The following is a 20,428-nucleotide window of genomic DNA, read 5'->3' as shown; positions in this document are numbered from 1 at the left end:
GCTGCGGTTTTTACCTTTCTGTGTTCGATACCATACCGAACAGTGCATTTTTATTCGCCACTATCGATTGGCGGCAGGTAAGTCATGAGGCTGCTAAACGGGCACCGATTTATCTGTTTGAATTCAAAATCAATCCAATGAGGTATTCCATGATGAACATGAAAAGAATTCTATCCACTGGCGCTCTGGTATGTATCTTAGGTGCAGCATCAAGCCTGGCCTTTGCAGCAGATAAAATCGATGCCGACGACTTTGTCGAAGAAGTATCTGCAAAAGGTATTGCAGAAGTAGAGAGCGCAAAAATGGCGCAACAGAAATCAAGCTCTGCTGATATCAAAGCTTTCGCCACAAAAATGATTGCTGATCATTCAGCTGCTAACGCCGAACTCGCAGGTATTGCAAGCCGGAAAAACCTGGAGGTATCTGATGAGGCGGAACTGACCAACAAAGCGAAAAAATTCATGTTGGAACAGCGTGATGGTGAATCCTTCGATAAAGCTTATGCAAAGAATCAGGTCAAGGCACACGAAGACACTATCGAATTATTCCAGCGAGCCACGCTCTCGGATGATGCTGAGATTGCAGCCTTCGCGACTAAAACCTTACCTAAATTCCAAAATCATTTAAAAATGGCGAAAGAGTTGGCCGCGACACACGACAAGGAATAACTACAAGCATTCCTGCTGGCAGCCAGAGCTGTTGGCAGGTGATGTCTTATCATTGTTAAACTGAATCCGTGTTGAAGCGGACAGCTGAGTGCGTAGGGGGATGTGATGGCCATCGGAAGCGAAAATAAATACACCAAAGAGCAACGAAGAAAAGCAAAATACATAGAAGATAGTGATGAGGAAGCAGCCGTTTCACATAAAAAAACTGAGCATATAGCCCGGACCGGGAAGAATAAACAATCCGGTGCTGATGACCTCACAAATGAGGGGACTGCAACTTCTGAATGGCAGAAAAAAACAGTGCGCAAAGACTCAGCCAAAAATGCGGTAAAAAATACGCATGCTTTGGCTGAACCCACTGCATTGGAGCAGCAGCCCATTGACGTGCTGCGCAAAAAAGCCAGAAAAAAGCATATTAGTGGCAGTTCATCTATGACTCAGCTTGAGCTGATACACGCATTACGAAGCCGCTGACAATGCCCGGGCCACCAGGGATAAAACTTAGCTAAAACGAAGTATGAAACCCAAGGTTACACTTTGTCTGTGTATTTGGCCCATGGCAATAGACGGTCTGACTCTTTGCGTACTACGGCATAACATTCACAACTTAAGCTTTCAAGTTTGGCCCGATCAAGCACTTGAATATGGCCTCTGTGGTATTCAATCACTCCTAAGCGTTGTAAACGACCTGCCGCATCTGTAACGCCTTCACGTCGTACCCCCAACATATTGGCAATCAGTTCTTGTGTCATCACCAGTTTATTTCCCTCCAGTCGGTCCAGTGATAACAATAACCAGCGACACAATTGCTGGTCAATGGAGTGGTGGCGGTTACAGACGGCTGTTTGTGCCATCTGAGTGATCAGCGCCTGAGTGTAGCGCAGCAAGGTATGCAGCAAAGCACCATGGCGATTAAATTCATCTTTTAAGCGTTGGCCCAATAAACGGTAGGCCTGGCCAGCACTTTGTACTATGGCGCGGCTGGTGGTGCTTTCGCCACCCATAAAGAGTGCAACACCAATTAAGCCTTCATTGCCGACCACCGAAATCTCGGCGGAAGCGCCACTTTCCATCACATACAACAAGGAGACGATGGAATTGGTGGGGAAGTAGACATAACGCAGGGTATCACCGGATTCATACAACACTTTACCCAGAGGTAATTCAACACATTCCATATGGGGTAATAATCGTTCCTGAACATCGGCAGGCAGGGCAGCCAGCAGATGGTTTTGCTGCGCTCCTTTTAAATGAGGCATCTGAAACTCCATGTATAAATTTAAGGTAGAGACCGATCGACCCCAGCTTCAGCGGTTCTGCTGCTGAAGTCTGTACGTCGTCGTACATAGAGGTCTTAGCGAATAAAATTCATCTGTGATCCACAGATTTAAACAGCTGTTAATCCTGAGTTTGACGTTTTTTCTGCAACCAGTGCTGGCCCAGAGTTAAGGCAACAGACCAGAGTAAAGCCGATTCTTTGCCATGCAGTTTATTTTTCAGCACCATCAGCCAGGGGGCTGCGCCGGATAACTGTTGCTGCAGCAACCTCATGCCCAAGCTGCGGGGAAACTGATCGGCGTCCTGTTGCTGCTGTGGCCCTATGTATTGTTGGATCAACAGGCGTTGCTGTGCCATTTTCTGACGTAACAACAGAATTTGGACTTGTAGTGGTAACGGCTTTTCAGTAGTCATACCTGACGCCTTAATAGCTGAAGGTCGGTTTTTAGCTCTTGAAAACTTGCGTTAAAGGCGCTCTGACCTTTACTGCCTAAGCGGTGGATGAGAAAAAAACAGGCTGCGGCTAATAGAGTAAAAACCACCGGCAAAGTCCAGATCACTAAGGTAAAGCTCTCGTTATTTCTGTTCAGATAAAGCAAAGCGAAACCTGCAAACAGGAAGGCCAAAAATACAAAACTGATGCTAAGCACACTGTAGAGCATGATCCATTGCAAACGGCGTTTTTCCTGTTGCCATTCCAAATGCATCAACTGCCCATGCAAACCCAACTGTGTGATCAGTTGCGGGCTGGCTTTATCGAGCAACCAGAGCCAGCGGGCAGGGTCAAAACCTACAGAACCTTTGTTGGCATTTTCCATTTCAGGTGTCGACATGCAAACTCCATTTAAAAAAACCGACCGCAAAGGGTCGGTGTACGTCATGTTATTTAGAGCCTGAACCGCTACAACGGGCGACAAAAGCGCCTAATATGAAGCTGGCCGCTGCACAGACAGCAATAGACTGCCAAGGCTGTTGGTGCACATAACGGTCTGTTACTTCAGCAGAGTGGCGGGCTTTGGCAGCAAAGTTCTGGCCTATATCTTCCACTGACGCTTTGGCTGTAGCCACACGTTCAGTCAGCTTTTTCTTGGCTTGCTCAAATTCCGCTCCGGTTAAGGACGTGGTGGTTTTGAGTAAATCTTCGATGTCTGCAATAAAGTTGTGGAATTCATCGGTTAAAGCCGGGCCGTTCTGGCTTGAATTTTGAGCTGCGCCATCGGTACGAGTGGGCATAAGTACATCCTTTTATGTGGGTGGCAATCTGGTCCCTGAAAAATCTGACCGTCAAATCCTTTTGCTCAGAGTGAAGGGCCAGACTATAGCACCTAAACGGCTCTGTATGTGGGTCAGAGCACAAAGTAGCTAATTAACTTTGTATTAAATTTTTTTTATTGTCTTTTTCACATGAAAAGTAACAGTGCTATATGAGCGCCAGCGCACCGAGGGCTGTGATTTTAAGGTTCAGTATGCAAAAACAGGCAGGCTCGTATCGGCTGAGTTTCAGGAAGAGCTTTGCTGTTTGTTGTTGTTTTTTGATTACTGATCAGGGAGTTACCATGTATCTATCCACGAATTTATCTTCGTACTTCTCAAGCCGCTATCCATCTGTCCGCAACACTGTATTGATGTTAAGCCTGACAGCTGTACTTGCGTCTTGCGCTTCAGCACCAGAAGCACCAGTAGGCCAGATCCAGGCCGCAGAACAAGCTATTGCTGCCGCTGAACGTATTACAGCAAGCGATTACGCCTTACCAGAATTGCTGGAAGCCAGAGCTGATTTAGTTTCAGCCCGTACTGCGGTTCAGAATGAAGACATGCTGGCGGCCAGCCGTTATGCCGAGCTATCCAAAGCGGGTGCTGAACTGGCATCAGCCCGTGCCAGTGAAGGAAAAGTCCGCGCTGTGATTGATGATATGCAAAAAAATATCGATGTGTTAAGGCAGGAAATGCAACGTAAAACAGGACAAATGCAATGAAAATTTTAACAAGGACGACCCCAATTCTTGTGCTGGTTGCCGGTGTAATGACCTTATCTGCCTGTAGTTCTAAGGTGGAGAAACCTGAGGGCTCTTATGCGGTCAGACAAAAACTGACTGCTTTGCAGGCCGACCCGAATCTGGCGAACAGAGCCGTGTTGCCAGTGCAGCAGGCCGTAACCGCTGTATTAGCCGCTGAGCAGCCAACGAAAGACAAAGCTCTGGCTATGTACAGAGTCAAGCTGGCAGATAAAAAAGTGGAAATAGCCAAAGCTGTAGCGCAAACCAGTTATCTGGATGAGCAATACAAAACCTTAGGTGCACAACAAGCCGATGCCCGCCTCGATTCCAGAACTCAAGAAGCAGATGCAGCCCGCTATGACGCCAAATTAGCCCGGCAGGATGCAACAACAGCTCAAGCCGAATCGGAATTGGCCAGACAACAAGCTCTGGAATTACAGCAACAAATTTCAGAGTTGAATGCAAAAGAAACCGAAAGAGGCTGGGTGGTGACTTTGGGTGATGTGCTGTTTGATACAGGCCGTGCTGAGCTCAAAGAAGGTTCACTGAATAACTTGTCGAAACTGTCGGCCTTTTTAAATCGTTATCAGGATCGTACTGTGCAGATTGAAGGTCATACCGACAGCATTGGCAGCTCAGATTCCAATCAGGGGTTATCAGAGCGCCGTGCTAATTCAGTGCGCCGTTATCTGGAAGCTCAGGGGATTGCTTCTAACCGTTTAACGGCCAGAGGTTTAGGCGAGCATGCACCAGTCAGCGACAATGAGTCTGCCGCCAGTCGTCAGCAAAATCGCAGGGTAGAAGTTATTATTGCGAATACAGCTGCAGCGCCACTTTAGTCTTTAGCAGACTACAGGAGTTTTGTTGATGAAAACCCGTAGTAATCCAAAAAAACCGGCAGCGACACCCGCTGCCGGGTCTTTGCTTGAACAGCAACAATTCTGGCTGCTGAATCTGGATGCAGCGCAGCAGTGCTGGAACAAATTATCCCGAGCCGATTTGCTGCAATCAGAAGGCATGCCCCACCGGCTAAGCCGGTTATTGCAGGATCATTATGCCTTGTCGCGAGAGCAGGCAGATCATCAAATCAACCGCTTTAAACAAAGCTACCAGCTATCACCTGATAAGTCTGATTAACCTGATGTGTGGGTGGAATTAGCCCTGCACATCAGTTCTGTGTTTCTCCTGCCTGATTATTTCATCGTTTTATTCAAATTAGTGCGATAACGCACATTCAGTCTGATTTTTGTACAGTAAGTTAACTACATATTATTCAAAAGGAAGTGTTGATGAGTCCACTTATTACCGATCATAAATTACTGCGCCAGCATGCCAGGCAACACGTGGAGACAGGTGCTGTCACTCAAGGGTATCAGGCCGGACGCAATGATGTGGTGCGTTTATTAAATTCGGCGTTAGCCTCAGAACTGATCTGTGTGTTGCGTTATCGCAGTCATTATTTTTTAGCCAAAGGGATTCATGCCAATACGGTGGCTGCCGAATTTTTAGATCATTCCAATGAAGAATTACAGCATGTGGATTGGCTGGCCGCCCGCATAGTGCAATTGGGTGGTGAGCCTGATTTTTCTCCACAAGGAGTGATAGAGCGGGGTCAGTCTATATTTGGCACCGGCCAGAATTTATATGAAATGATCAAAGAAAATCTGATTGAAGAGCGGGTGGCTATCGATCATTACAAAGAATTGCTGTTGTTTATCGGCGATGATGATCCAACCAGTGCCGCTCTTATCCAGAAAATTTTACAAACCGAAGAAGAGCATGCCGATGAACTGGCCAGCTTATTATGGGGGCTGCCGGAGCAGCACAATTAACCTAAGCACCAGGAATGGAATCGATGAAATCAGATCAACAATTAACCATGGATATCAAGGCCGAGCTGAAGTGGGACAGTGCCGTGCAGACCGACTCTATTAGTGTTTTAGTCCATGGTGGCATTGTGACCTTATCGGGCAGAGTGTCTTCTCTGGCTGAGCTGTGGCATGTGCAGTGTGCTGTGCACAGAGTCTATGGCGTACAGTCACTGGATAACCAACTTGTAGTGTCATTGCCTCATCAGCATGTCTATCAGGACGTTGATTTAACCCGGGTGGCTGAAGCTGTGCTGCAATGGTCCAGTCATATTCCGCCTCAGGGTATTGAGCTCACTGTGTCTATGGGCTGGATCCACTTAACAGGTGAGGTCGCTTTCGACTACCAGCGTCGCGCTGCAACCGAAGCTTTGCGTTATCTGGCTGGTGTGCGTGGTGTCACAAATCAGATCCGTTTAACGCCAAAAAATCTGGCTGGCACGGTCAAAAAAGATATAGAAACCGCACTGGCAAGACAAAGTCGAAAAATGGAGTCCGCCATAGTGGTTGAAGTGATCGAGTCTGATGTGGTGCTGACGGGCACAGTCAATAGCTGGTCTGAACATGATAAAGCGCTGGTGTCGGTCTGGAGCACACCGGGCGTGTTGCATGTAACCGATCATATCTACGTGCTGTAACGGCCTTTTCCTTTGTAGCCTCCTCAAGTTTTACCTTGTTTCTTTTGCTCAATTAAAATACAGGTCCATGATCTGTATTTTGCTTTTCAGCCGTTACAACTTGTTACCCTTTACGCAGGACTGAAACTTCTGACTACCTTATAGTGACCTGAATAAAAAAGTATCTAAGCTTGCTTGATTACCGGATGGGTCTGGACCATGAAAACTATAAAAATGACATTCATTGCTTTGTGCATAACCAGCACTTTAGTGGCCTGCTCTAAACCAGAGGTCGCTGCCACAGTGGAGGCTACGGCAAAACCTTTGCAATTGGTGTCGCAAGATTTACTGACGTTAACAGAAAGTACACTGGCTCGTGGTCCTGTGATCTCAGGCTCTTTGCAACCAGTGGTGAAAGCTGAATTGAATGCTGAAGTCTCAGGTATCGTCATGCAGGTCCTCAAAGACAATGGGGATTTGGTGAAAACCGGTGATGTGCTGGTGAAGCTGGACCAAACCACCTACCGCGACAAATTATTATCCGCTCAGGAAGCTGAACGCTCTGCTGTGGTCACTCTGGAGCAATCCAATCGCCAACTGAAACGTATGCAGTCTTTATCCAAACAAAGTTTAGTGACTCAGGAAGGGCTGGAAGCTGCTGAAAACAAAGCCAACCAGGCCCAGTCTGATTTAGCTTCAGCTCGTGCCCGTTTGGTTGAAGCCCGTCAGCAGATGGAAAAAACTGATGTCAAAGCGCCATTTTCTGGTGTTGTGGCTACCCGTAAAGTGTCAGCTGGTGATACAGCTCAGATAGGCAAGGGCCTGATGGTACTGATTGACCCGGCCAGTATTCGGTTTGAAGGTTATGTGGCCGCGGATCGGGTAGGTCAGGTGAAAGTAGGCAACAAAGTTACGTTTAAGGTCAATGGCTACAGTGGCCAGTTTTTCACGGGGACAGTAGAGCGTATTAATCCACTGGCCAATGAAAGCACCCGTCAGGTGCAGTTATTAGTGGCTATGGAGTTAAAAGAACAGTCCTTAGTTGCAGGTTTGTATGCTGAAGGTCATGTTGAGGCGCAGAACAGCGATGCCTTGATGGTGCCTGAATCGGCTCTTATTCGTGAAGGCGATAAAAACTTTGTCTGGCAGTTTGCCAACAACGAGCTGAAAAAAACCGAAGTGAAATTGGGGGATAAAGACGAACGTTGGGGCACGCAGCAGGTGTTGTCCGGCATAGTGTCCGGCGCTCAGATTTTACGCCATCCACAAGGAGCCTTAACAGACGGCGGCAAGGCTGAATTAGCCAGTGCACCTCAAGTTTCATCTGTACAAACATCAGCTAAAGTCAGCACAGGAAACTAAACCATGTTTTTATCTGATTTTAGTATCAAGCGCCCTATGGTGGTGGTGGCAGTGACCCTTGCCATGATGATTTTTGGTTATTTTGCGATGACCAATTTAAAAACCAACCAATTTCCTGATGTACAGCCGCCTGTGCTGGTGATGAATATTCCTTACCCTGGTGCTTCCCCCGAAACTGTCGAGCGGGAAATACTGAATCGGGTAGAAGACTCGATGGCCACCATTACCGGCATGCGCGAACTGCGCTCTTATGCCCGTGAGTCCAATGCGGTGATAGTGGCAATTTTTGAATTTGATAAAGATCTGATTGAAGCCTCACAGGAAATGCGTGATGCGGTCGCTGTAGTACGCGACAAACTGCCGACCGAAATGAAAGAGCCTTTCCTGCGCCGTGAGGATCCAAACGCTCAGCCTATTATGTCGCTGGCATTGTCTTCAACTTCGATGGATCCGATTGAATTATCGCAACTGGCAGAGCATCAGATTGCCCGTGAAATTCGTTCTGTTCCAGGTGTTGCTTTAGTCACGCTTGAAGGGGAAAAAGAGCGTGAAATGACTATATTCCTGAACTCAAATGCCATGCGTGAAGCCAATGTGTCGGCTATGGATGTGGTCAGTGCGCTGCGTGCACAAAACGTGGCCGCTCCGGTGGGGCGTGTGGTGAATGGCATGGAAGAGCAGGGCATTCGTATTCAGGGCCGTTTGCGGGATGTGCGTGAATTTGAACAAATGGTGGTCAAACGCAATGGCGATCAGGCTATTCGGTTAGACCAAGTGGCCGATGTAGTGGATGGTGCTGCAGAGCAGCGCCGTTTATCTATTTTCAACGGTGTGGCCTCGTTAGGTATTAACGTAGTCAAAGCCCGTGACGCGTCCACTATTAGTGTGACCGATGATATCAAAGTCAAAATCGATCAATTAAAGAAAACCTTACCTGCCGACTTTGAACTGGTGGTAGTGCGTGACTCGGGGGAWGATGTTGCGGCCAGTATGCGCAATGTCACAGAGGCCTTGTCTGTAGGCGCTTTGCTAACCATAGTGACAGTTTTTGTGTTTTTAAACTCATGGCGTTCTACCTTAATTACCTCACTGGCCTTACCTACCTCTGTACTTGCTTCCTTTATTGCAGTCTGGGCTTGTGGTTTTACCCTGAATTTTATGTCCTTATTAGGTTTGTCACTGGCCATAGGTATTCTGATTGACGATGCCATAGTAGTGCGTGAAAACATTGTGCGCCATATGGAAATGGGCAAAGACAATATGACTGCTGCCCGTGATGGTACCCGCGAAATTGGCATGGCTGTTATCGCCACCACTATGTCTATTGTCGCGGTCTTTATTCCTATCGCTTTTTTGGATGGTATTACTGGCCAGTGGTTTAAACCTTTTGCTCTGACGGTCGCCTGTTCTGTATTGGTGTCCTTGTTTATCTCTTTTACACTTGACCCTATGATGTCTGCCTACTGGCACGACCCGGATCATGATAAAAATGCTAAACGTCGTGGTTTGGGTAAAGTGCTGCAAGGCTTTAATATCTGGTTTGATCATCAGGCGGAGCGTTATTCCAAGCTGATTGGCTGGGCATTAAAACACCGCAAATCCATGTGGATCCTGGCTTTTGGTTCATTTTTTGGTGCTATCGCTTTACAAGGCATGTATGGCGGCTCGGGTTTCCTGCCGGAAACAGACGACGGTGGTATTGTGATTTCAGTGCGCGCGCCTTCAGAGGCCAGTATTGAATACACCAGTATTAAAGCGGAGCAGGCTGCTGCTATAGCCCGTCAGTTGCCTGAGCAGCTGTACACCCAAACCACAGTCGGAACTCAGGGCAATATCACCAGAGCTCAGGTCTTTGTCAGATTGACCAAAGAAATGGAACGCAGCCGCAGTTCACGTGAAATTGCAGCTGAACTTCGAGCTAAAGTTCAGCAACTGGTTGGCGCAGAATATACAGTCTCTGCTGATTTAAATGGCGGCGGTGGTGGGAAAGCCTTACAAATCCAGTTCCGTGGCCCGGATAGCAGAGTATTGGAAGGGCTGGTGATGGATTTTATGGAGCAGTTAAAAACCATACCTGGAGCTGTCGATGTCGGCTTGTCTTCTCAAGACCCTAAACCTGAACTGCAAATTGAATTTAACCGGGGTTTGGCTTCCAGCTTAGGTTTGTCGATGAATGATGCCGCCAATGCATTACGTCTGGCATTTGCTGGTGCTGAAATTGGTGACTGGATTGACCCAACAGGCGAAACCCGCAACGTTTATGTGCGTATCCGGCCGGAAGAGCGGATGACAGTGCAGGATCTGGAACGTCTACCGCTGCTATCTAGCCGCACCGGTGCCATGATACCACTGGAACAAATTGCGACTGTGACTGTAGGCAAAGGGCCAGCTGTGATTGAACATTTGGATCGTCAAAGTATGATGGCTGTAGGCGCCAACGTTCAGGGCCGCAGTTTTGGTGAAGTGGAYGCTGATGCTAAAAAACTGCTGAGTACTATTCCTTTCCCACCTGGTTATGACGTAGTTCGGGGTGGTCAAAGCCGGGATCAGGAAGAAGTCTTTGGTAGCATCTTTGGCGCTCTTGGTTTAGCTGTGATGCTGATGTACCTGATTTTAGTAGTGCAGTTCCACAGCTTTCTGGCACCTGTGTCTATCATGATGTCCTTACCGCTATCGCTGATTGGTGTGGTGTTGTCGCTGTTAATAGCGGGCGCTACCTTAAACCTGATGAGCTTAATAGGGGTAGTGATGCTGATGGGCATAGTAGTGAAAAATGGCATTTTATTGATTGACTGCGCCCGCAAAAAAGAACGGGAAGGTTTTGAGCTGGAACAGGCGTTAATAGCTGCGGGTCGTGAGCGTTTACGTCCTATTCTTATGACTACTTTTGCTTTAGTGGCAGGTATGTTGCCTGTTGCTATTGGTATCGGCGAAGGCTCGGCTTTTTACAAACCTTTGGGTATAGCTGTGATAGGTGGGGTTATCACCTCTACTGTACTGACTTTACTGGTGGTGCCTACCTTCTACGATAGTCTGGAAACAGCCAAGCGCAAACTTAAAGCCAGATTCTTTCGTCGCACTGCTGTGACGACGGGGTATGAGGTGCCATTAGCGTCAAAATAAATCTGCTAACAAGAAAAGAGCACTGCGGTGCTCTTTTTTGCTTCAGGCCTTTGAAGTTTCTGTTTAACGGGTTAAATAATGCTTTGGTCTGCCTTGGTTATGGCAGACTTGGGATGGCGCATTAAATCCGCTAGTATGAACTTATTTCTCATTGTTCAGGCAGTCAAAATGGATTTGCTTACGCCCTACCAGTTACGCCAACAGATCAGAACAGGCCAGTTTCAGAGCCAGACCAGTGGTTTGGCTCCAGGTTATGTGCAGTGCAATATGGCGATATTGCCGAAAAGCTCTGCTGCTGAATTTTTACTGTTTTGCCAGCGTAATGCCAAAGCTTGTCCTTTAGTTGCTGTGTCTGAACCTGGTCAGTTTTTGCTGCCTGAATTGGGACAGGATCTTGATCTTCGCACCGACTTACCTTCCTACCGGGTTTTTAAGCAAGGTGAACTGGTGGACGAAGTGCAGGATATCCGTGCTTTATGGCGGGATGATCTGGTCAGTTTTTTAATTGGCTGCTCTTTTTCTTTTGAAGAGGCTTTGCTTGCTGCCGGATTAGAAATCCGGCATATCAGCGAAGGCAAAAACGTCCCTATGTACAACACGAACCTGCAATGCGCCAGCGCAGGACGTTTTTCTGGCAACATGGTGGTCAGCATGAGACCTATGAAGCCTGCAGATGCCATTCGGGCTATTCAGATCTGTAGTCGTTTTCCTGCTGTGCATGGCGCGCCTGTGCATTTTGGCGACCCGCAGGCTATTGGTATTTCTGATCTCCGATCACCGGATTATGGTGAAGCCGTCAGCATCAGATCAGGTGAAGTACCGGTATTCTGGGCTTGTGGTGTCACGCCTCAGGCTGTGATTAAACAAGCCAAACCAGATTTTTGTATTACCCACAGCCCTGGTCATATGCTGGTGACCGATCTTTTAAATTCTTCTTTAGCGAGTTTTTAATGAAACCTGTCATGAAACTGAACTGTGATTTAGGCGAAAGTTTTGCTGCTTATCAAATGGGGCTGGATGCAGAGGTGATGCCGCTGATTGATCAGGCCAATATCGCCTGTGGTTTTCATGCCGGCGACCCGACAGTACTGGTGAATACCTTAACTTTGGCAAAAAAACATCAGGTAGAGATTGGTGCTCATCCTAGCTACGACGATAAACAGGGTTTTGGTCGCCGCTCGGTAAAAATGGCGGCTGATGAGTTAAAGCATTTACTCTGGTACCAGATAGCCGCAGTAGATGGGGTGGCAAAAAGCCTTGGGCTGGAGCTGAGTTATGTCAAACCACATGGTGCTTTGTATAACGATATGATGGCAAGCTCAGCCTTGCTTGAAATCGTGATGCAGGCGGTTGCCAGTTATCATAAACCCTTAAAGCTGATGTTATTGGCCACAGCTGCTGCAAAACAACATAAGCTGTTGGCAAAGCGATATCAGCTTGAACTGCTGTTTGAAGCTTTTGCGGACAGGTGCTACAAAAAAGATGGCTCTTTAACTCCCCGCAGTCAGACGGGCAGCGTACTGGATCATCAGACCGCTTTAGTGCAAGTGCAGCAGTTACTGCAAAGCGGCACAGTACAAAGTGATACAGGCGAACTGGTGGCTATTGAAGCCGATACCTTGTGCGTACACGGTGACAACCCAGCTGCGCTTGCCTTAGTGCAATCTATTCGTCAGTTACTGGGGACAACATGATCCAACTGGAACTGGCCGGTGAAAATGCGCTGATCCTGTATTTATCAGCAGAAATCTCGGCACAGAATCTTTCACAGCTTCAGCAGTTGCAACACCAAATCCGCAGCCTGCTTGATAAGCAATTGCAGGAGTTGTTGCCCTCTTATGCGTCATTGCTGATTGTGCTCAAACCTCAGCATCAAGGGTTGCTGGCTATTAAAACTATGCTGGAACAACAGCTTGTACTCTGCGCTGCCAGTACTGAGCCGCTAGGCCAACTGCTGACTTTGCCAGTGTATTACCACAATACCTGGGATCTGGACCATGTTGCTCATAAGGCAGGCTTAACCACAGCGAAGGTGATTGAACTGCATCAGTCTGTTGAGTACAGAGTGTACGCCATAGGTTTTGCACCGGGTTTTGCCTATTTGGGTGAATTAGACGCACGCCTTACCACAGCGCGATTAAAAAGCCCACGGGCTAAAGTGCCCAAAGGTGCTGTTGCTATTGCCGACCGGCAAACTGCTGTCTATCCGGCTGAATCACCTGGAGGCTGGAATATTTTGGGTCTATGTCCAACGCCATTATTTGAACCTGAACATGTAGGTACGGCAAAGCCCTTGATGCCTTTTGCCGTGGGTGACAGAGTGCGTTTTCAATCCATCAGCAGAGAAGAGTTCTTCGCTTTAGGTGGCCAGTTGCCGCAGGAGCTGTGCTGATGTCTGCTTTTGTCGTATTAAAAGCTGGAGTACTAGCCACTTTGCAGGACCAGGGCCGTTTTGGTGTTGCCCATTTGGGATTAACTCAGGGTGGGCCTGCTGATTATGCCAGTTATCGGATCGCCGATTTGTTGCTGCAAAACCCAAATCCCTGCTGTCAGATTGAAATCGCAATGGGTGGTTTTAGCCTGCTGGCGTTAACAGACACTGTGTTTTGTGTGACCGGTGCAGCAATGCCTCTGACAGTAAACKGTCAGCCCAAAAGCTTATGGCAAACTCACCGTATAAAAAAAGATGATGTACTTGAGCTTGGTTTTGCCAAATCCGGCTTGCGTTGTTATCTGGCAGTAGCCGGAGGTTTTAAATTGCCAAAAGACTTTGGCAGCAACAGCACAGTGCTGCGGGAAAAAATCGGCGGCATTGGCGGAGCTGCATTAGAGCCAGGCCAGTTTTTACCTGCTGCTTCAGTCTACCGGCCTTTATTGTGGGCTTTGCCTGAGAAACTCTGGCCTGATTATTCTGCACCGCTGGAACTTGGCCTGCTACCTGGTTATCAGCAGCATTGGTTTGGCGAGTCTCAGTGGCAGCAGCTGTACAGCACCGACTATCAGGTGTCTGCTTTGTCTGATCGGATGGGGTATCGCTTGCAAGGTGAGCCGCTGTTGTACCAGCCAAGAGCTTTGTTATCCGAAGGTATTTGTTATGGCGCAGTGCAATTGCCACCTGATGGTTTACCTATAGTGCTGTTAAACGACAGACAAACCTTAGGGGGATATCCTAAACCCGGCGTTGTTCTGGCACGGCATGCGGCCGCTTTAGCTCAGTGTCAGCAAGGCCATCCGATCCGATTTTACCCTGTATCACCAGAGCAGCTTGAAGCAGAACAGAGGCAACAAAGTTGTTACTGGGCTGAGCTTGCTATGGAATTCCGGAGTCTGGTTTGAAAGATTTGCTACCACTCAGCCAACAGATAGAGCAGATGCTGGTACGGCAGAATGTAAGGGGTATGGCGACCTTATTGCCTTATCTGAAAACAGGTTCTTACTTAAGAGCCGCTGGTTTAATCGCAAAAGCAAAAGGGCTGGTGCTGATAGGCACAGGCTTTCCGGTCGGCGATAGTTTTGAAACCGACGGGCCTGTGGGAGCTATTGTTTTGTATCAGCTTGTCGAAAAACTGGGTGCCAGAGCTATGCTGGCCTGTGGTGAACCATTATTTTCCGCGCTAAAAAACGACTATGCCTGCCTGGAGTTGCCGGTCAACAGCGCTGATGCGGCAGCATTTGCCCGTCAATCTTTGCAGCAGTTAACCCCTGAATTAATTATTTCAATAGAAAGACCAGGTTTGGCCGCTGATGGTCGCTATTACAATATGCGGGGAGTGGATATCAGCGCCCGTTGTGCCAACTTTGATGTATTTTTTCAGCAGGCCAGTTGCCCAACTATAGCGATTGGGGATGGTGGCAATGAGATTGGCATGGGAAATCTTTATCAGGCTCTGTCGCAGTTGGCTATTACACCAGCGGTAACTGGCTGTGATGAATTAGTGCTGGCTGACGTATCCAACTGGGCTGCCTATGGACTGCTGGCTTTGGTATCACTAATCAGAGATGCAGAAACAGGTGAGGGCTGGTTGCTCGATTGCCAGCCTGCAGAGCTTTTACAGTATTTAGTCAAGCGGGGTTGTGTTGATGGTGTGACAGGCCTTGCCAGTATCACAGAAGACAGTTTACCTCCAGAGCATGCAATGCAATTGATCCACGACTTACAACAACTTTGTTTTAAGAAATAAGAATTGATAGGAAAAGCCATGAGTGTGGTGTATTTAAACGGGCAATTTATGCCTGCAGAGGACGCAAAAATATCGCCTATGGACAGAGGCTTTTTATTTGGCGATGGCATTTATGAAGTGATCCCGTCTTATGCCGGGCTTTGTGTAGGCTTTGCCGCCCATATCGAGCGCTTGCAGCAAGGGTTAGCTGCACTGGAGATCCGCTGTGCTTTCACAGCACAAGACTGGAAAGAGTTGGTACAGCAACTGATCCAACAAAATGGTGCTGGTAATCTGGGTATTTATCTGCATGTCAGTCGTGGCACCGACAGCAAAAGAGCCCATGCTTACCCGCAGGATATTTCGCCCACTATTTTTGCTTATTGTTTTGACATAGCTGCTGAGCCAGAAGCTGATATCGACAAAGCGCCACGTTATAAAGTGATGACAGCCACAGATTTACGCTGGCAGCGTTGCCAGATTAAATCCACGGCTTTGCTGGGGAATGTGATGCATCATCAGCAAGCTGCGGCTTTGGGGTTAAACGAATGTATTTTGTTTGATGAACAAGGCTTTTTAACCGAGGGCAGCTCTACGAATGTGTTTATTGTCAAAAACGACGTTGTGATCACCCCGCCTTTAAGCCATCAGATTTTGCCCGGTATAACCCGTCAGTTGCTGCTGAGTATTTTGCGTCAGCACAGCAGATTAGAAGTGGAAGAACGAGCTGTCACGAAAGATGAAGTATTGGCTGCGGATGAAGTCTGGTTAACCAGTTCCAGTAAAGAAGTTGCAGCTGTGATTGAAGTGGATGGAAAGGCCATTGGCAGCGCAGAACCAGGCCCCGTCTGGTGGCAGGCTCAGCAGTTATTTAGTCGATATAAGTACAGTTACTCTTAGCTAATTATCTGTAAAAATTTAAGTTTTTCTATAATTTGTCGCCTATGCTTTCAGACTCAGAGAGTGAAATATCTATAAAAATCAAACAAGGGAAGGGATAAATATGTTGTTGAGGAACTATAAAATTGGTGCCCGCTTATTAGCTGGTTTTGCTGTATTAGGCTTGTTAGTGCTGCTTCAGGGCAGCATGGCGCTTATGAATATGGCACAAATGCGCACTACCACAGCTGAAATTGAAGATAACACCATTCCAACTCTGGATAATCTGGCAGCATTGAATTTAAGTATGATGCGGGTACGAATTTTTACTTTTCGTCTGATGTTAGCTGAAAACGATACACAAAATGCAGACTACAGAGCGGCTTTAGAGAAAGTACGCTCAGAAGTCACTGAGAATCAGCAACAGTATGAAAAACTGATTTCTATCGATGGCGAAAGGGCTGTATACCAAGAGTTCTCAGCGGCCCAGCAAAGCTATTTCGCCGGACAAAGCCTGCTATTGCAAGCCTTAGACGCGGGTAATAAAGCCGAGGCAACCCGGATCAGCAATGAGGAGTTAACAAGTCATTCAGATAGAATGACGAAAGCTCTGCTTCAGTTGGCAAAACTAAACCGCGACTATTCTAAAGTTCAGACCGACCTCTCAGCTGAAGGCTACCAAAGCAGTAAGATTTTGGTGATTTTAGCTATAGTGGTGGGCATAATCGTCAGCATTTTTGTTGCTTTGTGGATGACCCGCAGTATCACGACGCCAATGACTGAGGCTCTGATCGTTGCGGAAACTGTTGCTGCAGGTGATTTAACGCAAAAAATAACCAATAGTGGCGATGACGAAGCCAGCCGTTTGATAGCTGCACTGCAAAAAATGCAGCATAACCTTCGTGATGCCATGAGCCATATTTCCAATTCTTCTACTCAATTGGCATCAGCAGCGGAAGAACTGAATTCAGTGACTGAAGATTCATCCCGTGGTTTGCAGCAGCAAAATGATGAAATTCAGCAAGCTGCAACTGCAATAACCGAAATGAGTTCTGCTGTGGATGAAGTAGCGCAAACCGCAGTTCAAACCTCGGAGCAATCCACTGAGTCGGCCAAATTGGCGGTACAAGGTCAACAGCAAGTGGATGAAACTGTGACTGCTATCCGCGATATGAATCAGGATGTGGCCTTAACTTCAGAGCTTATTCAGGGCCTGGCTGTGCAATCCCAGGACATAGGCAAAGTATTGGATGTGATCCGCGCTATTGCTGAACAAACTAACTTACTGGCGCTTAATGCTGCAATAGAAGCGGCGCGGGCAGGGGATGCAGGCCGGGGTTTTGCTGTGGTAGCAGATGAAGTGCGGGCTTTAGCCCACAGAACTCAAACCTCAACCCGTGAAATTGAGGAAATGATTGCCAAAATTCGCAGTGGCACTGGCGATGCGGTGAATGCTATGAAACACAGCAGTGATAAAGCCGGCCATGCTTTAACAGTCGCTCAGGCTGCTGGTCAGGCACTGTCTGTTATTACCCAGCGGATTAATAAAATCAGCGACAGTAATCTGGTGATTGCAAGTGCAGCTGAGGAACAGGCCAAAGTATCTCGGGAAATTGATCGTAATATTGTTAATATCAGTGATTTAGCTGCACAAACTGCAGCAGGGGCCAACCAGACCAGTGCTTCTGCTCATGAGTTATCCCGCTTAGCTGTGGATTTAAATGCCTTGGTCACGCGCTTCAAAGTATAACTACAGGTTCTTTGCATGGACGCAGTATCTTCGCTTTCAGCCCGAGTGCATCAGTTTGATGCACTGCGTGGTCTTGCTGTGCTGATGATTTTATTTGCTAATATTTTTGCCTTTGCTTATCCGCTGGAACTGGCAGAAAAGGCTGGATTGTCAGACTCTATATCTGTTTTGTCGCAGGTTCAGCATCAGCTGTATCTGGTATTTATCCGCGGTAAATTTATCAGCCTGCTTACCCTGTTATTTGGTGCCAGCTTGTATCTGTTGTGGCACCAATCTGGCTCGTCTGCCATCAAGCTGAAAGCCAGAATGTCAGCCTTGTTGCTGATGGGGCTTTGCCACGCCATGTTTGTCTGGTCGGGTGATATTCTGCTGATGTATGCCGTGGTGGCATCAGGGCTGTTATGGCAGCAGGCACTGAGCTGGACACCCGATCATCAACTTCGTTATGCCAAGCACTATCTGGCCGCAGGGCTGGTTCTTCCAACGCTGATCTGGCTGGCTCCAGGCGGGCAAGTTGAAGAACCGGCAGAGACGGCAAAACTGCTTGCTGTGTATACAGGGTCTTATAGTGATCAGCTATGGCATCAATTTAAGTATGTTGGATTACTGGTGTTTGATTTACTGTTTGTCAGTTACTGGTGGTTTGGTGGCATGATGCTACTTGCGATCTGGGGCATGCAGTCCGACTGGCAGGCTTTATTAAAAAAGCACTTTTATAAGTTGGTGCTGATTGCATTTGGTTGCGCTTTAGTGCCATTGGCCTGGACCGGACTCTCAGTTGAAAAACAGAGCCCTCTGTCATTTCAAATGATCTCCGACTTGTGTTTTGCCTTGATTTACATCAGGTTATTTATGCTGGTTGCGCCTGCTTTTCCCAAAGTCATTGAACTGCTCAGATACTGCGGTCGTTGTTCTTTGTCTTTATATCTTTGGCAGTCTGTGGCGATGGTGCTGCTGTTCCGCTGGTTCTGTCCAGAGTGGTTTGGCGTTTTAGACAGAGCCTCTCTGACCGTGATTGCCGCGAGTTTTCTGGCACTGCAACTTTTGTGGGTGCAGCTGTTTTACAAAAACGGTCAATTATGGTGGTTTGAGCGGCTGTACCGGCGGCTTAGTGTGAAATTGCAGACCAGGGCTGCTCAAACCAGATTGTAAAATTCCTGCTTAAAACCTGTAGGCATAAGACAGCGCGAGAAAATCCAGACCGGGGTTAGGTTTTTGTAGCCCGGCATTGGAGTAATGCATATAACGCAGTGCCAACTGGGCTTTACTGTGCAGCTGCCAAATCAGGCCAACACGGTCTTCAAACTGGTAATGTGAACCTAAATCTTTACCGGCAAAACGTTGCTTGTTGAGTAAACTAAAACCTATACCAAATTCCCAATACAAAGCTCTGTCGTACAAAGTGCTGAATTGCTTCACCAGTACAGGGGACAAGGCAACAGCCAGATTACTTTCATATTCAGGCTCTTCACCATAACGCCACAGATTAGCACTGACTTCCATATAAAGCTGGGCATCCCCTAAAAGCGGAATTTCAGCCAGATGCCATTCCACAGGTCGGTAACCCAGCCGCAATCCTAAAACCTCACCTTCGCCTTTGACTAAATCAATAGCTACAACCTGAGCTTGTACCTGAAGGCTCAGCATTAAAAAACTAAGTACTAATAAAATTTTTTTCATGAAAGGTTCTGCCTTAATACACGCTGCGAAAGCTAATAAACAAGGGTTATGTAACGAGTGGTACATAAGTTGTGATGGAAATCAGGATCTCAAGAGGGGAAGATAAAAAATGTATGACAGTTAAATATGGCAACAGACCTATGACAGTTGAACTCTAAACACAGAGAAGAAGTTGACCTTTCACGGCTTGCTGATTAACCTTGCGGTTTATTTATTCTGGCAAAGGCAATTATCTCATGGCGAATTCTTCCGAACAGAACACTACAGCCTTGGATCCAAACAGCCAAAAAGCATTACATTTGGATCAGCAGCTCTGTTTTGCTTTGTATTCCACCTCTTTAGCTATGACCAAAATGTATAAACCTTTGCTTGATGCCTTGGGTTTAACCTATCCACAGTATTTAATTATGCTGATTTTGTGGCAAAACGATGGTCTGGCGCTCAAAGACGTGGGCGAGCAACTCCACATAGACTCAGGTGCTTTAACTCCGGTGATAAAACGCATGGAAGCTATGGGCTTATTGGTCCGCACTCGTAATCCACAAAACGAACGCACCTTGGAAATTCGCTTAACCAAAGCGGGTTGGGCCATGCGTGAGCAGGCAGTGCAGGTGAACCGTACTGTAGGGTTAAGTTGTGGTTTAGCGGAAACTGAAATCCATGCGTTACGGCAGGAATTGATAGAGCTCAGAGCTCAGTTAACTAAAAAACTATAAATACTAAAGCGATAGGAAGGGGCCTTTTAGGCCCTTTTTTTTATTTTTAAATTCAAGCTAATCAACAGCTTRAAAAATAGTTGGTAAAAAGTTTAAAATTAAACTTGCGAAATAACAGTTATCGCAATAATATAATCGCAAGTCGGGGCAAACAGCTGGTTTAACAGCAGTACAACCCATAAGTTAATCCCATTTTCATGGGAGAAATCCTGGCGAATACGGCCAACAAACACATCATCCTGACCCGCAGCATTGCCTACCTGAGTCGGATAATCTGCGTTGTCTTCCATCAGGGTCACACCGGGTGCATTGGCTAACAGCGCTTTTACC

Annotated in this window: 24 protein-coding genes; 18 read left to right on the top strand and 6 right to left on the bottom strand. The window is 47.2% G+C overall.

The features are described from left to right. The first annotated feature begins 149 nt into the window (after nt 1-149). The gene (locus P3C17_RS19060; protein ID WP_300930906.1) at nt 150-668 is read left to right on the top strand and encodes a DUF4142 domain-containing protein; all 519 of its coding nucleotides are present in this window, start codon (nt 150-152) and stop codon (nt 666-668) included. 105 nt (nt 669-773) lie between these two features. Further along, a complete protein-coding gene (locus tag P3C17_RS19055; RefSeq protein WP_300930905.1) occupies nt 774-1,142 on the top strand; it encodes a hypothetical protein in 369 nt (122 codons plus the stop codon). Between the two features lie 56 nt (nt 1,143-1,198). Here P3C17_RS19055 and P3C17_RS19050 read toward each other — a convergent pair whose 3' ends face one another. The 4 genes from P3C17_RS19050 to P3C17_RS19035 all read right to left on the bottom strand — a co-directional run bounded on the left by P3C17_RS19050 (nt 1,199) and on the right by P3C17_RS19035 (nt 3,179). Next, on the bottom strand, nt 1,199-1,927 hold the full coding sequence (locus P3C17_RS19050) for a Crp/Fnr family transcriptional regulator (RefSeq protein WP_300930904.1): 729 nt from the start codon (nt 1,925-1,927) through the stop codon (nt 1,199-1,201). A 139-nt stretch (nt 1,928-2,066) separates the two neighbouring features. After that, a complete protein-coding gene (locus P3C17_RS19045) occupies nt 2,067-2,360 on the bottom strand; it encodes a hypothetical protein (RefSeq protein ID WP_300930903.1) in 294 nt (97 codons plus the stop codon). Beyond that, a complete protein-coding gene (locus tag P3C17_RS19040) occupies nt 2,357-2,779 on the bottom strand; it encodes a phage holin family protein (protein WP_300930902.1) in 423 nt (140 codons plus the stop codon). Before P3C17_RS19040 ends, P3C17_RS19045 begins: the two co-directional genes overlap by 4 nt. Before the next feature lie 49 nt (nt 2,780-2,828). Beyond that, the gene (locus P3C17_RS19035; RefSeq protein WP_300930901.1) at nt 2,829-3,179 is read right to left on the bottom strand and encodes a DUF883 family protein; all 351 of its coding nucleotides are present in this window, start codon (nt 3,177-3,179) and stop codon (nt 2,829-2,831) included. A 323-nt stretch (nt 3,180-3,502) separates the two neighbouring features. Here P3C17_RS19035 and P3C17_RS19030 point away from each other — a divergent pair, with 323 nt between their 5' ends. From P3C17_RS19030 to P3C17_RS18960, 15 genes are all read left to right on the top strand, one after another. Beyond that, complete coding sequence (locus tag P3C17_RS19030; RefSeq protein WP_300930900.1) at nt 3,503-3,922, top strand: DUF4398 domain-containing protein; 420 nt, start codon at nt 3,503-3,505, stop codon at nt 3,920-3,922. After that, entirely contained in the window at nt 3,919-4,782 is an 864-nt protein-coding gene (locus tag P3C17_RS19025; RefSeq protein WP_300930899.1) for an OmpA family protein, read from the top strand. Before P3C17_RS19030 ends, P3C17_RS19025 begins: the two co-directional genes overlap by 4 nt. A 28-nt stretch (nt 4,783-4,810) precedes the next feature. Next, a complete protein-coding gene (locus P3C17_RS19020) occupies nt 4,811-5,080 on the top strand; it encodes a hypothetical protein (protein WP_300930898.1) in 270 nt (89 codons plus the stop codon). Nucleotides 5,081-5,232: 152 nt separating this feature from the next. Next, the gene (locus tag P3C17_RS19015) at nt 5,233-5,775 is read left to right on the top strand and encodes a ferritin-like domain-containing protein (RefSeq protein WP_300930897.1); all 543 of its coding nucleotides are present in this window, start codon (nt 5,233-5,235) and stop codon (nt 5,773-5,775) included. A 23-nt stretch (nt 5,776-5,798) separates the two neighbouring features. Next, the gene (locus P3C17_RS19010; RefSeq protein WP_300930896.1) at nt 5,799-6,449 is read left to right on the top strand and encodes a BON domain-containing protein; all 651 of its coding nucleotides are present in this window, start codon (nt 5,799-5,801) and stop codon (nt 6,447-6,449) included. A gap of 198 nt (nt 6,450-6,647) precedes the next feature. Further along, entirely contained in the window at nt 6,648-7,790 is a 1,143-nt protein-coding gene (locus P3C17_RS19005; protein ID WP_300930895.1) for an efflux RND transporter periplasmic adaptor subunit, read from the top strand. A gap of 3 nt (nt 7,791-7,793) precedes the next feature. Further along, the gene (locus P3C17_RS19000; RefSeq protein ID WP_300930894.1) at nt 7,794-10,913 is read left to right on the top strand and encodes an efflux RND transporter permease subunit; all 3,120 of its coding nucleotides are present in this window, start codon (nt 7,794-7,796) and stop codon (nt 10,911-10,913) included. Between the two features lie 168 nt (nt 10,914-11,081). After that, nucleotides 11,082-11,864 carry a putative hydro-lyase gene (locus tag P3C17_RS18995; protein ID WP_300930893.1) on the top strand — a complete coding sequence of 261 codons (783 nt, stop codon included), beginning with the start codon at nt 11,082-11,084 and terminating at the stop codon, nt 11,862-11,864. Between the two features lie 11 nt (nt 11,865-11,875). Beyond that, entirely contained in the window at nt 11,876-12,607 is a 732-nt protein-coding gene (locus P3C17_RS18990; protein ID WP_300930892.1) for a 5-oxoprolinase subunit PxpA, read from the top strand. Further along, the gene (locus P3C17_RS18985) at nt 12,604-13,305 is read left to right on the top strand and encodes an allophanate hydrolase subunit 1 (RefSeq protein ID WP_300930891.1); all 702 of its coding nucleotides are present in this window, start codon (nt 12,604-12,606) and stop codon (nt 13,303-13,305) included. Before P3C17_RS18990 ends, P3C17_RS18985 begins: the two co-directional genes overlap by 4 nt. Then, the gene (locus tag P3C17_RS18980; protein ID WP_300930890.1) at nt 13,305-14,249 is read left to right on the top strand and encodes a biotin-dependent carboxyltransferase family protein; all 945 of its coding nucleotides are present in this window, start codon (nt 13,305-13,307) and stop codon (nt 14,247-14,249) included. Before P3C17_RS18985 ends, P3C17_RS18980 begins: the two co-directional genes overlap by 1 nt. Then, on the top strand, nt 14,246-15,094 hold the full coding sequence (locus P3C17_RS18975; protein ID WP_300930889.1) for a glutamate cyclase domain-containing protein: 849 nt from the start codon (nt 14,246-14,248) through the stop codon (nt 15,092-15,094). The genes P3C17_RS18980 and P3C17_RS18975 overlap by 4 nt, the downstream gene beginning before the upstream one ends. An 18-nt stretch (nt 15,095-15,112) precedes the next feature. Then, nucleotides 15,113-15,973, top strand: coding sequence for a D-amino acid aminotransferase (locus P3C17_RS18970; protein ID WP_300930888.1), 861 nt, complete (start codon nt 15,113-15,115; stop codon nt 15,971-15,973). A 103-nt stretch (nt 15,974-16,076) separates the two neighbouring features. Beyond that, on the top strand, nt 16,077-17,702 hold the full coding sequence (locus P3C17_RS18965) for a methyl-accepting chemotaxis protein (protein WP_300930887.1): 1,626 nt from the start codon (nt 16,077-16,079) through the stop codon (nt 17,700-17,702). Nucleotides 17,703-17,717: 15 nt separating this feature from the next. Then, on the top strand, nt 17,718-18,854 hold the full coding sequence (locus P3C17_RS18960) for a DUF418 domain-containing protein (RefSeq protein WP_300930886.1): 1,137 nt from the start codon (nt 17,718-17,720) through the stop codon (nt 18,852-18,854). A gap of 9 nt (nt 18,855-18,863) precedes the next feature. Here P3C17_RS18960 and P3C17_RS18955 read toward each other — a convergent pair whose 3' ends face one another. Beyond that, nucleotides 18,864-19,382: an acyloxyacyl hydrolase gene (locus P3C17_RS18955; protein ID WP_300930885.1), complete on the bottom strand. Its 519-nt coding sequence runs from the start codon at nt 19,380-19,382 to the stop codon at nt 18,864-18,866. 236 nt (nt 19,383-19,618) lie between these two features. Between P3C17_RS18955 and P3C17_RS18950 the strand changes: the two genes are divergently transcribed. After that, complete coding sequence (locus P3C17_RS18950) at nt 19,619-20,098, top strand: MarR family transcriptional regulator (RefSeq protein ID WP_300930884.1); 480 nt, start codon at nt 19,619-19,621, stop codon at nt 20,096-20,098. Nucleotides 20,099-20,196: 98 nt separating this feature from the next. Here the strand turns inward: P3C17_RS18950 and P3C17_RS18945 are convergent. After that, nucleotides 20,197-20,428: Asd/ArgC dimerization domain-containing protein (locus P3C17_RS18945; protein WP_300930883.1), on the bottom strand; the 232-nt coding region annotated here is incomplete at its 5' end.

Origin of the sequence: Rheinheimera sp. 1928-s, from assembly GCF_029269265.1 — a bacterium.
GTDB lineage: Bacteria > Pseudomonadota > Gammaproteobacteria > Enterobacterales > Alteromonadaceae > Pararheinheimera.
This window is presented reverse-complemented; position numbering and strand designations above follow the sequence as displayed.